A 13,789-nucleotide genomic window follows, 5' to 3' on the forward strand; every position below is an offset into this window, starting at 1 on the left:
CCAATAAACCAACTCATGGGCAATTCACTATTGAGCGCTTGTTCTTCCTTGATCGGATTAAACCATTCATAATTAATTGCTGTTAACCAACTCACTGTTTTCATACCATTTATGAGATATTTTGCTCCTAAAATAGGGTCACCTACATCCATTGCCCACCATTTTCGAGATAAGTAAGCTTCCGTTGGTTCATTTTTTTCATCTCGAATTTGAGAGAGAATACAAGCATAGCCAGCATAACCATGCTTGGCTTTTAGGCGATTTGCAAATTTAATAAATAACTCAATAAAAATTTTCGTATTTTTTTCTACCCATTCAATGGGCATAGAAAAAGTTAAGGTACTTTGATGAATTCCCATTTCAACTTGCCACTTACTTTTTCCTGCAACGGTAAATTCCCAAGCTCCAGTTGCAAATTTTTCTTTACCGCTAATATATATAAAGTAAAAAGCTTTCATTGGACTATAGTTTTTTAAGCTCTCCCGAATAGGCTTGGCATCACTATAAGCAATATTATCCCTTTCCCCTTTTGGCGGTTCATCCTGCCATAACCATGTTAAATGGTCTTTGGCATAAGCTTGATAATCATCAAAGCATTGGGCAATCGCTTCTCGCATATCATCACTAAAGCCCTCTTTAAAATATAAAACTGCACGAATTGCAGGTATTGCACCCACATAATCTTCAGGACCACCTTTAGCAAAAAGCCCCCCACCAATTGCACCTTGCTCTTGTTGCTCAGCCCACAGTTTATATTCTTCTTCAGTTTTTAAATACATTGTATTCTCCGTTTACCACGCAGGCTGAGGTGAAGGTTTAGGTGATGGAAATCGAGGAAGTTTTGGAAGTTTGCCTTTTCTTAATTGAATTGCAGCAGCAATCAGTCCAGCAGCCCAAGTTATAAACTCGACAACCGTTGAGGTTTTACCATTCTCATCATCATTTCCACAATCACATTCATTGAGATCTAATTGTTTAACTTTGTTTGGATCTCCTGCTATTATTGGATAATCATCCTTTTGCGCTTTACTTATTCTGTCTTTAAATTTTATTTCAATAACATGTTTGATATTGTCTTGGGTTGGGGGAAGATTAGGATCTTTCACAATCACCACATCAGGACGACGCACCATACCCTGCCCCTTTTCAAAAGAATAACCTTTTTCAACTTCCCAATACTTTTTAATCCAACCTGGAAGATAAGGGTGTACTTTGGTGATTATTCCTTTTTCCATAATTGGTGCGGGCGGATTCCGATGCATATCATAATTCACTTCTGCTTTGTAAGGGCTTTGATAATTTAAAAATTTATCCAGCTCTCCTAAACGTTCTGATACGCAAGCTTGGTATTGATTGGTTTCTTTCTTTTTTCCTTTGTTGGGATTGACTTCACAATAACAAATCGCCTTACAAATCACTTTTTTATCTTGAAGATCTAAGGCATCGCTAATAATAGCAACGACTTTAATGGTCGGATTTTGAGAGGGTCCTGTCGTTAAAATCCCTTGCGGTTTTCCTTGATCAGCCATTGTCTAATTCATCCACTAAATTAAGATGAATTTCCTCTTCGGATGGCGTATAGATCCAATCGGTAAAACCTTGGTCATCACTTGCATAAATCGTCGTTGTACCATCTCCCATCGTCACACGAACTCGACGATTCGCTATAGGTTCACCAGTGTTTTGATCAACCAATTGAAAACGCCCTTGATGGTCTTGTGGTGGTGGGACTGTTTCCTCACCCTCATCATTTGGATTGCCTATTAACTGAGAACCAAAGGGTGAACTGGGCTCAACAACCACCTGAAATGAGCTTGGCAGTAATTTTGCGCCACAGGCAGTTTTCATTCCAACTAAAGCAACTTGAGTATCATCAGGAAGAATAAAATTAGGTGCACCTTCGGTTATTGGAAAAATGCCTTTACACTTAGGACAAGCGACCATATAACCTTTGCCTGCCATCCCTATACCATTTATTGATATTGTTGGATGACCATGCAAAACAACGCCACCATGATCAGTTTTACAGCCTTGGACAATAATCGGCTTATTCATAATTCTGCTCTTATAATTTAATTTTATTAAAATGATTTATATTTAAATATAAACAATAGTAGTCAATATACTGAATATTGAATCAAAAAAATAGGGCTTTTGTAATTTTCAACAAACCAAAACAAGAAATTTATCTTAAAAATTCAAGTATTTAAAAGAGACAAATAAGAATCACATTCAACAAAAAACCCATTGTTTAGTCAGGTATAAACAATGGGTTTAATGTTGGTGATTGCTTTTTTATTTTACAAAGGTTTTCCAAACAAAATCTTGACTTTGACCATGTAATGTCATCGAAAGTTGATCCCCTGAAGCCAAGGCAGCGACCCCTGCTGGCGTTCCTGTCATGATGACATCACCCGGTTCTAAACAGAACACTTGATTAATATCTGCAAGTAAATAAGCAATATCAAAAATCAACAGTGAGGTATCCCCTTTTTGTCGAACTTGATCATTTACAGCAAATTCAAACTTTACTGCCGACCAGTCTTTGACTTCATCTACACTAACCCAATCCGCCAACACACATGAACCATCAAATGCTTTAGCGCGCTCCCACGGTTGACCTTTTTTCTTTAAATCATCCTGTAAATCACGCAACGTCAGATCCAAACCTAAAGTCACAGCACCAATTGCATCTAAAACTTTGTCTAGATTGGTCTCAGCTTTGAGGGGTTGATCTATACGTAAAGCCAGTTCACACTCATGGTGGCAATTTCCCCATGCTTCATTCCAAGAAATACCCTCTTGTAATGAAATCAGACTACTAGGTGGTTTGATAAATAAGACTGGACGGTCTGGAATTGCATTTCCTAATTCTGCTGCATGTGCTGCATAACTACGACCTACACACACAATTTTAGATGGACGTGTACTCATATTATTCCCTTCTTATTGATCACCGTTAAAAACTGTTCAGTCTAATTACTTCTTGAATGTATTAATAAAAATGCTTTGATCTGTGGGTGTTGCAAAAGCACGTTTTGGTACAATCACCACAGTACGATTTTTTAATTCAATCATATAAGTGAGTTTGCCTTCTGCAAATTTCTGTACATCTGAATAATGATGCACTTGTTTCGGTCGCCCACTACTGAATAATTCCATATAATCTTGGAACAGTTCAATGCCTTGCTCACTCTTACCAAATTGGTACTTTACAAACTGGCGTTTAAACATCATCGGTAAAAACCAATAGCGCATCAACATCTGTAAAATTAAGAAAAAAGCACCCAAGCAAACGTAATACTTACCCACACCATCCAAACCAAGATAAATACCCCATACAATGATCCCAATACTGACCAAAGGGGTAAGCAATTGGCTGATTTGTTTTTTTCCAAATGTCGCCAGTTTAAAACCATCTTGAGATTCTTCTAGATTAAGATAATAACGTGCAGATAATGCAGGCTGAGTGTCTGACATAGTTGCTTCAATATAAATATTTTAGGATGCCAAGATATTACACCAGATTAGAGCCTGATAGACCGATTTTCGTCACGTTTTACACAACAGTTCTACTTTTTTCAGCCAAACCCTTTTTAATAACCATAAGACAAAGATCGTCTAAATTGAATGAAGATCACCAAAAATAAAGTTTGCAAAGGAACCGCAATGAAACACGTTTATGTGAATATCAGTTTGATTATTTTGCTTGGAATAAACCAAAATAGTGTTGCAAAATTAGTAGCATGGACAGAAAACATTCCAAGTGCATTAAAACCTTTTGACCAAAATGCACAACAAATTGCTGCAATTGCACAAGATAATATTTTAATTTATCCGCATCCTGCCATTAAAACGGCGTTACCAACCTTGACCAAAAATCCACAACCGATTGCTCATTTTTCTACAGCGGCAATCGTTGTCCCTGTAAGCAGTCAAGACGTTGCAAAAACGTTAAGCAATTACAGCCAATATGTCGGATTATTTCCCACTTTAAAATCAGCAAAAGTCATGGAAACCGTAGGTCAAGTCAGTCAACTGAAATATCGTATTTCAATCCCTACACCGATCCCTGTTTTAAATTTTAACGAAGATGTTATCTTACAACATCAACTCGGAACAAACAGTGTTTCAACACTGGTGATTGATGGTCCTATTCCTTATGCAGCAGGAAAATTTGAATGGTTTAGTTTAGGTGAGAATAAAACCTTAATTACCCTAACGCAGTGGGGAGATTTAAATCAGCCGCAAGGATTTTTATTTAAGAAGATTTTAAATGCATTTCCTGAAGTCAAACTTGCCATTCCGAATGGTTCAAGTGCATTTGTATTGGAAGCATTAAAAAATAAGTTTTCAACGAAAAAGATAACCGCATTAAACGCAGGTCAACTGCCTAGTCCTCAATTGAGCACAGCTCAAATCAATAAAATTGTTCAAGTGAGTGCCAATGCTCAACAACCTGTGAGCCTGATATTAAATCCTGTCACAGTTCCTTATACGCATGGTCGTGAAGTTCTACGCTTTACCACCACTTACCAATATATCAATGCAACACCACAACAGTTACAGCGTTGGACTCAACCGATGTCTTATAAAGAAATTTTTCCAAGACAAATCAAAAACATAAAAACAACACCTAGTACTCAACAAGGTCAAGATGCGGAATTTAAAGTCAGTGTAGGTTTAGGTGTGATCAGTATTCCTTTTGATTTTAAGATGCATTTTAGCTACCCCAAAGCAACTGAAAATAACTTCTACGCCAATGGAGGAGATTTGCGCTATCTCAAAGGTCAAATTCAGTTCTTACCTCAAGGCAATGACACTTTATTAAAGATGACCACAACCATCAAAATCGATGAAAAAGCACCATTTTTACTCAAAGCAGCACGTAGCTTACCCTATCATGAAATGTTACCTGCATTAGGGGCAAATGCTATTTTTGCTCAGAAAGTGAAATAATCGGTGTTGCTTGCTATCCCCCATCAATGGGCAATATTTTTAATGGTCGATCCGATATTGAAAAGCAAATAAAGCGGGATTGCCACAATATCCCCGACTAAGGTCACAGGAGTGAGTGCAATCTTCTGTAAAAGGTTTTTCCCATGTAGAGAATAATGTGTTTTACCACTTGTATAGATATCAATCGGATAATTATGGCTAAAGTCCTGAAATTTCATTTTGTTCATTTCAGCATTTAGACCCACAATATGCCCTACCAATCCAATTTTTCTACGATAGAACTCAGTGTTTTCTTGACCATATTCATATTGACTCAAATCCAACCGAGATAATTGCTGCTGCTCATTTTGGGTTAAATTGTTTTTAGCATAATACAGTTCAATATCAGCACTGAATTTAACCTGTTGTAAATGCTTATCGTCATCGATTTTAGGGAGTAAAGATAATCCAAAATATTCTTCATTTGAACGAACAGGTCTAATTCGCCAATATTTTGGGTCTAAATCAGATTGAATGGTCTCTAAAATTTCCTGATTACCAATATCAATCATATAAGCATATTTTTGCCCAATCACAATTAAAGATGTGTCCAGTTTTTTTATATCAACATTGTTTGTTGAAGAGGAACTTTCTTTTAAGTAGGCAAAGCCAACAATTTGATCCTGATCTACAGTGACTCTATCTGCATGACTAGAAACTACTTTACCTGTGGCTAGCGTTCCAGAATCACTATTATTCCATAAAATTGCTGTACATCCACTCAACAGCGTAACAACAACCATCAGCAAAAATAAAGATTTTTCATACATCAAAACACTGACCTTATTTTTTGTTATCCTTGTCATTGTGACATTTTTTAGGCACAAAAAAACCGCAAAGAAGCGGTTTTTTCAATATTTTATCAAGTTGGTGCGCTCAGAGAGATTCGAACTCCCGACCCCTTAGTTCGTAGCCAAGTGCTCTATCCAGCTGAGCTATGAGCGCGACGTCTTGATGAGACGCATTATACGCCTTTTCAGTTTTTTGTTAAGTGCTATTTATCCCGTTATGATCTAAGTGTCTAGTATTTGGGCTATTCCTTTCTAAGTAGCTAAAAAGCAGTCGCTTTAAGCTTTAGCAATCGACCGAAGCATACTTTTTTGCCATTCAGCAACGATCCTCCGAGTCAAATACCAAAATAAATACCCGACTAAACTCAATATTCCGCCAGCCAAACACACGGCTGACCACCCCCAAGAACTATATAAAGTTGTTGCTAAGATTGAACCGATAGAACTACCCAATGCATAAAACAACATATACGCCCCCACCAAACGCCCATGTAACTGAATGTCTGCTTGAAAGATTAAACTTTGGTTAATCACATGTACGGCTTGAATGGCAACATCCAACAAGACAATACCCAAAATAAATATCCAAATTGAAAAATACAAACTGCTCAACACCCACCACGAAATGATCATGAGTAAAAATGCAAATTGGGTGACCTGTTGTGCATAACCGCGGTCTGCCAATCCCCCTACACGAATCGCCATTACTGCTCCGATCGCACCAATCGCACCCAACCAGCCGATTAAACGATGTGAATATTCAAACGGCGGGATAGATAAAGGAAAAACCAAAGCATTCCAAAAAAGATTTAAATTGATAAAAATAATCAAAGCCAATAGACCACGAATTTGTAAAACACGATGACGATATAGTTGTTCAAATACTGAAAATATAATCTGTAAGTAACTGGGCTTTTTAGATAATGCAATACCTTGAAAAGTCATCGGTAGAAATTTCCATAACAGCATACAGGTCATGCTCATACAGATGAGTGAAAATACATAAGTTCCTTGCCACCCGAACCAGTCGGCTAAAGTTCCAGCCACAACTCTGGATAACAGTATGCCCAACAACACGCCAGCTTGAACCGTACCCACTACTTTTCCACGTGCTTCAGCAGGTGCTAATACTGATGCGTATACAATTAGCCCTTGAGTCATTGCTGTTCCCAGCATTCCCACAAGCAAAATACTTGCAAATAGAGCAACAATATGCGTTGAAACAATCAATAAAACCAGTGACACACACAAGCTCAGTATTTGCAACAATATCAATCGCTTTGGTTGTAATAAATCACCTAAAGGCACAATAAAAATCAGCGCAATGATTGAGCCTATTTGAGTCAATGAAACAATGAGACCTGCCCATGAATAAGACAATTTAAAATCTTGAGCAAACAAATCCAGTAAAGGCTGGGCATAATAAACATTTGCCACACTCAACCCAGCAGCACATGCCAATAAAATCACCAAAGCCTGTGGCAGTGTTGAGAAATTTTCTTGATGGGCTTTTATTTGTTGCGCTTGGATCGTCTTATTTTTCATTTCATATTAACCTGGTTTTAATTTGCAACCAGATTAAAACTACTTAAACTTGTTTTAAATTGCAACTGGTTTTATAGTCTTAGTTTTGATGACGTGTAAATAAAATGAATCAAGAAAAATACCAAGCCTGCCCTGTGGCTCGTTCAGTACAGTTGATTGGAGATCGTTGGGTCTTACTGATCATTAGAGATGCTTTTGATGGTCTTAAGCGTTTTAGCGATTTCCAAAAAAATTTAAATGTTGCCAAAAACATTCTCTCCGATCGTTTGACCAAATTAGTTGATGCGCAAATTCTTAAAACTCAACCTGCTTCAGATGGCTCTGCTTATTTAGAATATGCATTAACAGAACAAGGCATTGCCTTATTTCCAATTGTGGTTGCATTCAGACAATGGGGCGAACAATTTTTATTTGATCACAATCAACCCCACTCTATTTTGATAGATCAACATACAGGAGAAGAGTTAGCACTTATGCAACCCATGACAAAACAAGGAAAGCAGATTCTTGCACAAGATACTTTCGTCAAAAAAATCTCTTAGTTGCAAAATGCTTCCCTTGTACTCAACGTGCTAAGCTTTTTCAGTCGTAGAACCTGATGATGACATTACTCCACCAGCAAATCTTTTGGATTGATGCTGTCGCCATAGACAGGTTTGAGTGTTTTCTCATAGGCTTGTTGGATTACACCTGCTTTAGATAATTTTTCGAGGTCTTGATTTAACCAATCTAAAAGTGCTTTGTCGCCCTTTTTCACTGCAGGTGCAATTAAATCATGCTGACCTAAGCTGGTAATACCTACTGTATAATTTGGGTTCTCTTTTGCCCAAGCCAAAACCAATAAATTATCATGAGCCAGTGCGACACCTCGACCATCTTTCAACGCGTCAAAAGTTTCTGTATTTTGCTCATATTTCTGTAATTTAATTTCAGGATGGGATTTAGAGAAAAATGAATCTGCTGTAGTGCCTTTATTGACCAACAAGGTTTGCCCTTTTAATTGAGCCAGATCTGTAATCGGCTTGGCTTTAGGTGAAACCACTCCCAAAGAAACCTTTAAATAAGGTTTAGCAAAATCGACCACTTCCTGACGCTCAGGTGTCACAGTGAAATTGGCAAAAATAATATCCACTTTATTGGCTTTTAAATATTCAACACGATTAGCCGCCTCAGTTAAAACAAACTGAACTTTATTTTCATCACCCAATAAGTCTTTGGCAACATGCTTGGCAATTTCCACGTCGAAGCCTTGATTTTTACCTTGTGCATCGAGATAACCAAAAGGTGGTTTATCACTAAATACACCTATACGAACAACCCCATTTTTCTTAATCTGTTCAATACTGTTTGTCGCTGTTTGCTCAGGTTCGACCGTTTTGTCAGTGCTAGCTGTATTTTTATTACACGCCACCAAACCCAAGCTCAATACGGATGCCGCCAGTAAATGAGTGAACTGTTTAAGCGATATATTCATTTCATTATCCTCTGCTCTATTTTGATATTTAAGCGATCGTTATTTTGATGTTTTGTTCAACTATGATTTCGGTGTGACATCCAAAAAGACTTTGGAATCTATGGTTGTGCCATAAACGGGTTGTAGGGTTTGATCGTAAATTTTCTGAATTTCGCCCGTTTTTTGTAAGCTTAAAATTTCATGATTCAACCAAGCTAAAAGTTGCGTATCACCTTTTTTTACGGCTGGTGCAATAAAATCTTGGTTTCCAATTTGTTGAATCCCCGCAGTAAATGTTGGGTTTTCCGATGCCCATGCCAAGGCATAAGTGCTGTCTTGCGAAATAGCATCACCACGACCATCTTTAAGGGCATTAAATGCATCGGTATTTTGTTCAAACTTTAATAATTTAATTTTTGGATAGTTCTTGGTGAAATAAATATCAGAAGTTGAACCTTTATTGACGATCAAGGTTTTACCTTCGAGCTGGTGAATATCTGTAATCACCTTAGCTTTAGGCGATACGATACCCAAGGCTGCCTTTAAATAAGGCTGAGCAAAATCGACCACTTGTTTACGCTCTGGTGTGACTGAAAAACTCGCAAATACGGCATCCACTTTACCTGATTTTAAAAATTCCACACGGTTTGCAGCCTCAGTCACCACAAGTTCAATCTTATTTTCATCCCCAAGCATATCTTTGGTCACTCTTTTTGCTAAAGCGATATCAAAACCTTGTGGTTTACCCGTACTGTCCACATAACCAAATGGTGGATTATCGGCAAAAACGGCAACTCGAAAAATTCCTTTCTGCTTGATCTTTTCTAAAGATTGATCCTTTTGTTGATCCTGCGTGATCGATTGCTGTGATTCTGATGAGGGACTACAAGCAGTCATTATTCCCACACATAGTGCGATACCCAATGTTCGAACAGCCGTGGAAATTTTTAAAAAATTCGGAGATTGTGTTAAATAAGATAAAGCCATACTTCCTCGTTATTATTTCTAAATCGATTTGCTAATAATTCAACATATTTAAAAATGCTTTCGCACGTTCAGTTTGTGGCTGCTGAAAAAACTGTTCAGGTGTGGCTTGTTCAATAATTTTGCCTTTGTCCATGAAGATAATACGATCTGCGACTTTTCGAGCAAACGACATTTCATGTGTCACGATCAACATGGTCATTCCCTCATGGGCAAGTTTCAACACCACATCCAAAACCTCTCGCACCATTTCTGGATCTAAAGCCGCTGTAATCTCATCCAGTAAAATCACTTGGGGTTGCATGACTAAAGAGCGCACTATTGCTATACGTTGTTTTTGACCACCCGAAAGTTGTCGTGGATAATCCTGCTTGCGATCATATAATCCGACCCGCTTTAATAATTCATCCGCAACCTTTTCTGCTTCTATGCGAAGACGTTTCTGAACTTTTAAGGGTCCTAACAGAATGTTATCAATCACATTCATATGTCCAAAAAGTTCGTAGTTTTGAAACACCATGCCAATTTTTTGACGTACATCAACCCATGGTAAATCCTGCCCTAACACTCCCGAACCCTCTAAATAGATCTGACCGCCTTGGATCTTTTCCAAGCCATTAATACAGCGCAACAAAGTGCTTTTTCCGCATCCTGAAGGACCCAGAACCACCACAACCTCACCTTGTTTTACGTCCAAATCTATGCCTTGTAAAATATGACTTTCTGCAAATGATTTCTGTAATTGTTGTATAGATAACAAAGTCATCGTGACTCCCAAACTTTTTCTAAATGTGTTGCCAAACGAGATAAGGGATAGCAAATGAGGAAATATAAAAAGAAGATCAAACCATAGATCCACAGCGAGGCATTGGGTACAACCAACAGCGAGTTTTCAATAATTTGTTGTCCAACTTTGATCACTTCCACCACCCCGATCAGGACAGCCAAGGAACTGGTTTTGATCATACGGGTAAACAAATTGATTGCACCAGGCGTAACACGTTTAAGGCTCAATGGAAAAACCACAAAACTCAAAGTTTGTATTGGGCTCAAACCCAGTGCATAGGCAGCATCCTTTTGATGCTGATCAATAGAGGTGATTGCCGCTCGGACCAAATCACCCATTTCCGCAGTTCCCCACAAAACAAAAACAACAATGCAAACCAACACTGCTGACCATTGCCAGTTAAACCATGTTGCAAAACCAAAGTAGAAAACAAACAGTAAAACCAGAATAGGGATGATGCGTATCGCCTCTAAGTACAGACGACAAATTGCTTTAATCAGAATATTTTTTGAGGTCATGATCACCCCCAAAACAGTGCCAAAAATTGCCGAGAAAAATACAGAAATGAAGGCGATTTTGGCAGTAACCCATAGCCCTTCAAACAACCGAACAAGGTGGCTTGTTTGAAAGAGATAATCAAACTCCATGGCTTGCCCTCCGACTACGGTATTCCAGATAACTGGTAAGAATAGAGACAGGCATTAAAATAATCAGATAGGACAGGATCAGCAGAAACAATGCTTCTGTGGTCTTATAGTCCATACCAATCAAGTCTTTGGTGACAAATAGTAATTCAACCACGGCGATTGCACTGACGACTGAACTTTCTTTAATCAGAAATAAACAGTTTGCCCCAATTGCAGGAATCGAAACGGATAGGGCTTGGGGGAAAACGACATATTGAAAGACTTGCACTCGATTCAGACCAATACTTTCCCCTGAATCAATTTGCCCTTGGGCAACTGATTGCAATCCTGCCCGAAACGCTTCCGCCATATAGCTTCCACCTAAGAAGGTCAAACCGATCACACCACAGGTAAATCCATCGATTTTGATTCCTAATTTGGGTAAACCGTAATAAAGGAAAAAAAGCTGAATTAATAAGGGGGTATTGCGAGATAGCTCAATATAAACTTTGGCTATTTTGTCGAATACACGTACTTGATAAGTCATCAAAATACTGCATATTAAACCCACCAAGATGGCGAGAATAATGCTGATGATTGAGATTTTAAGTGTCGTCAGCGTTGCCGAAACAAACTGAGGCATCACACTATAGATATATTGCCAATTCAAAGAAATCATCCAGAATAATTATTTTATGCAATGTGCTAAAGCAGAAAAAATGATTTTGAACTATCTTACAGCGATATTTTTTTCTAAATAAATATGATTATCAGATAAGCTTTTCGATAAATATAATGGTCCGTCGTTGATTTTTTATAGAGAATATCGGGGGGATAATCAGAACAATAAAGCACAAGATTTAAAGTAATTAATCCACGTTCACCAACTCCAATTGCTCCATACATGCGGTACAAAAAATCACAGACTCATTGTCCAAGCTTTGAATTTGCAGTTCATAGACAAAACCTGTCAAGGTTCGATTACAGCCATCACATTGTTGTAAATTAAAATGGCAAATGAAATCCACATGCTCATAGATATAGTATCCGTCTGTATATGCTGTCATGTGATCCCTTCAAAGCCAATATTCTTGTTACCATTTTAAAGTTTTTAGCTTGGAAATTGGGCTTAGACAACTTACTTCGCGACAAGAATAGACGCGTAGATTTAAATGCAATTAGAGGTGTACACTTTACTTAACTTTTATAGTTTTATTAATTAAATAACTCTTAGCCACTATATTAAAAATGAGCTGTTGTATTACTTTGTATTTTTCAAATAGTCCTTCTCCTAAATGTGATTTCAATGATGTTAGTGCGCTTGGCTTTGCATCAAAAATTTAATTCCTTTATTTTGGTTAGCACTCTTTTCTAAAGAAAATATCCATCTTTACGAATCTCAAATAGAGGGTAAATATTCATATTATTAACTATAAAACAACTACTTGCATACTATTTATAATTTTCAGAAATATTTTGGGACAGGGATCCACTTTAGTTATGAAGCACTACAGCTTTCCCAATTATTTCTAGATTTCTTAAAAAGTCAAAGTCAAGAATATGTAATTCTTGACTTGATGATTTATTTGCGATGGTGGAAGAATCAGATACTCAAAATGTGTACTCGATTTTAATCAAAATGTTAAATTTTTATCCTCAACTCCTAAAAAATCCTAACCTAAAAAAGGTTAAAGCTTACTCTCACTTAGCGCTTTCTGTTGAACTATATTTAGAAGAGAATATGCGAAATGATTTAGATGCTGATGTGGTCCAATTTGTTAACATTGAATCATAAAAGATAAATCAAAAACCTAAAAACAAACTCAAAGAATTTCTTTTAATAAACTATAAAAAATTATTAAAATCATAATCATATTCTTCTATTTCTTCCATTGTCCAAATATGACCATCTAATTTATCCACACTGATCCCTGCACCCGCTTTTTCCTCAAATAAATGAGACAACGGAAATCGCCAAACAACAGGAGAATCCATTCCCATAAAACTCGTTTTAGTTATGTGATAATTTTCCAAATCTATTGCTTTTAATGCATATTCAAATGCTTGATCTATTGATAAATTTGCCTGATCTCGATACTGAATTGGAACATTATAAATTTGCATTTTCCGTTTTCGGAATTCTGTAATAAAATTTACTAGTGTTATACGGCGAACATTAACATTCAAATATCCTTGATAACTTTTCTCTGGGTCATATGTAAAATGTGGTTCCAAGATATGTAAATATTCTAGAGGTGAATAATCATCCAAAATATGAGGAATATATAAGTCACAAATTTTCTGCATAGATAATTTTCTTAAGTTATTTTTTTTAGTTTATCAAATTACAGACACAAAAAAACCGCAATGAAGCGGTTGATTTACCATCCGAAGATGTTCAAGTTGGTGCGCTCAGAGAGATTCGAACTCCCGACCCCTTAGTTCGTAGCCAAGTGCTCTATCCAGCTGAGCTATGAGCGCAATACTTGTGTTGCCTAAAGGCATTCGTTACATGTTGATTAACTTATTGGTGCGCTCAGAGAGATTCGAACTCCCGACCCCTTAGTTCGTAGCCAAGTGCTCTATCCAGCTGAGCTATGAGCGC

Annotated in this window: 16 protein-coding genes and 3 tRNA genes; 2 read left to right on the plus strand and 17 right to left on the minus strand. The window is 37.3% G+C overall.

Annotated elements, in window-relative coordinates:
- The 5 genes from F938_RS17755 to F938_RS17775 form a co-directional block, all read right to left on the minus strand.
- The coding region (locus F938_RS17755; RefSeq protein WP_005033971.1) for a type VI immunity family protein at positions 1 to 779 on the minus strand (779 nt) is incomplete at its 3' end.
- 12 nt (positions 780 to 791) lie between these two features.
- Positions 792 to 1,529 (minus strand): VRR-NUC domain-containing protein, encoded by a 738-nt coding sequence (locus F938_RS17760; protein WP_005033973.1) that lies wholly within the window; start codon positions 1,527 to 1,529, stop codon positions 792 to 794.
- Entirely contained in the window at positions 1,522 to 2,055 is a 534-nt protein-coding gene (locus tag F938_RS17765) for a PAAR domain-containing protein (protein WP_005033974.1), read from the minus strand. The genes F938_RS17760 and F938_RS17765 overlap by 8 nt, the downstream gene beginning before the upstream one ends.
- A gap of 240 nt (positions 2,056 to 2,295) precedes the next feature.
- Complete coding sequence (locus tag F938_RS17770; protein ID WP_005033976.1) at positions 2,296 to 2,934, minus strand: fumarylacetoacetate hydrolase family protein; 639 nt, start codon at positions 2,932 to 2,934, stop codon at positions 2,296 to 2,298.
- Between the two features lie 45 nt (positions 2,935 to 2,979).
- A complete protein-coding gene (locus tag F938_RS17775) occupies positions 2,980 to 3,480 on the minus strand; it encodes a YcxB family protein (RefSeq protein WP_004825133.1) in 501 nt (166 codons plus the stop codon).
- A gap of 189 nt (positions 3,481 to 3,669) precedes the next feature.
- Here F938_RS17775 and F938_RS17780 point away from each other — a divergent pair, with 189 nt between their 5' ends.
- Positions 3,670 to 4,959 (plus strand): hypothetical protein, encoded by a 1,290-nt coding sequence (locus F938_RS17780; RefSeq protein WP_005033978.1) that lies wholly within the window; start codon positions 3,670 to 3,672, stop codon positions 4,957 to 4,959.
- Between the two features lie 23 nt (positions 4,960 to 4,982).
- Here F938_RS17780 and F938_RS17785 read toward each other — a convergent pair whose 3' ends face one another.
- The 3 genes from F938_RS17785 to F938_RS17795 all read right to left on the minus strand — a co-directional run bounded on the left by F938_RS17785 (position 4,983) and on the right by F938_RS17795 (position 7,334).
- Complete coding sequence (locus F938_RS17785) at positions 4,983 to 5,768, minus strand: YidX family protein (protein ID WP_005033979.1); 786 nt, start codon at positions 5,766 to 5,768, stop codon at positions 4,983 to 4,985.
- 98 nt (positions 5,769 to 5,866) lie between these two features.
- Positions 5,867 to 5,943: transfer RNA gene (locus F938_RS17790), tRNA-Arg, on the minus strand.
- 122 nt (positions 5,944 to 6,065) lie between these two features.
- Positions 6,066 to 7,334: an MFS transporter gene (locus F938_RS17795; RefSeq protein WP_005033980.1), complete on the minus strand. Its 1,269-nt coding sequence runs from the start codon at positions 7,332 to 7,334 to the stop codon at positions 6,066 to 6,068.
- Between the two features lie 104 nt (positions 7,335 to 7,438).
- On the opposite strand from F938_RS17795, the gene F938_RS17800 reads away from it, so the two are divergent.
- The gene (locus tag F938_RS17800) at positions 7,439 to 7,876 is read left to right on the plus strand and encodes a winged helix-turn-helix transcriptional regulator (RefSeq protein WP_005033986.1); all 438 of its coding nucleotides are present in this window, start codon (positions 7,439 to 7,441) and stop codon (positions 7,874 to 7,876) included.
- Positions 7,877 to 7,941: 65 nt separating this feature from the next.
- Here F938_RS17800 and F938_RS17805 read toward each other — a convergent pair whose 3' ends face one another.
- The 9 genes from F938_RS17805 to F938_RS17850 all read right to left on the minus strand — a co-directional run bounded on the left by F938_RS17805 (position 7,942) and on the right by F938_RS17850 (position 13,789).
- Complete coding sequence (locus F938_RS17805; protein ID WP_005033989.1) at positions 7,942 to 8,808, minus strand: cysteine ABC transporter substrate-binding protein; 867 nt, start codon at positions 8,806 to 8,808, stop codon at positions 7,942 to 7,944.
- 60 nt (positions 8,809 to 8,868) lie between these two features.
- A complete protein-coding gene (locus F938_RS17810; protein ID WP_005033991.1) occupies positions 8,869 to 9,774 on the minus strand; it encodes a cysteine ABC transporter substrate-binding protein in 906 nt (301 codons plus the stop codon).
- A 31-nt stretch (positions 9,775 to 9,805) separates the two neighbouring features.
- Positions 9,806 to 10,537, minus strand: a complete 732-nt coding sequence (locus F938_RS17815; RefSeq protein WP_004825143.1) for an amino acid ABC transporter ATP-binding protein — start codon at positions 10,535 to 10,537, stop codon at positions 9,806 to 9,808.
- On the minus strand, positions 10,534 to 11,205 hold the full coding sequence (locus F938_RS17820) for an amino acid ABC transporter permease (RefSeq protein ID WP_005033993.1): 672 nt from the start codon (positions 11,203 to 11,205) through the stop codon (positions 10,534 to 10,536). The genes F938_RS17815 and F938_RS17820 overlap by 4 nt, the downstream gene beginning before the upstream one ends.
- On the minus strand, positions 11,195 to 11,854 hold the full coding sequence (locus F938_RS17825) for an amino acid ABC transporter permease (RefSeq protein ID WP_010590763.1): 660 nt from the start codon (positions 11,852 to 11,854) through the stop codon (positions 11,195 to 11,197). Before F938_RS17825 ends, F938_RS17820 begins: the two co-directional genes overlap by 11 nt.
- 199 nt (positions 11,855 to 12,053) lie before the next feature.
- Entirely contained in the window at positions 12,054 to 12,251 is a 198-nt protein-coding gene (locus F938_RS17830) for a hypothetical protein (protein WP_004825146.1), read from the minus strand.
- 778 nt (positions 12,252 to 13,029) lie between these two features.
- Entirely contained in the window at positions 13,030 to 13,491 is a 462-nt protein-coding gene (locus F938_RS17840) for a hypothetical protein (protein WP_005034002.1), read from the minus strand.
- Positions 13,492 to 13,588: 97 nt separating this feature from the next.
- Positions 13,589 to 13,665 (minus strand) — tRNA-Arg (locus tag F938_RS17845).
- Between the two features lie 47 nt (positions 13,666 to 13,712).
- Positions 13,713 to 13,789, minus strand: a tRNA-Arg gene (locus tag F938_RS17850).

This window comes from Acinetobacter bereziniae LMG 1003 = CIP 70.12 (assembly GCF_000368925.1).
In the GTDB taxonomy this organism is placed as follows: Bacteria; Pseudomonadota; Gammaproteobacteria; order Pseudomonadales; family Moraxellaceae; genus Acinetobacter; species Acinetobacter bereziniae.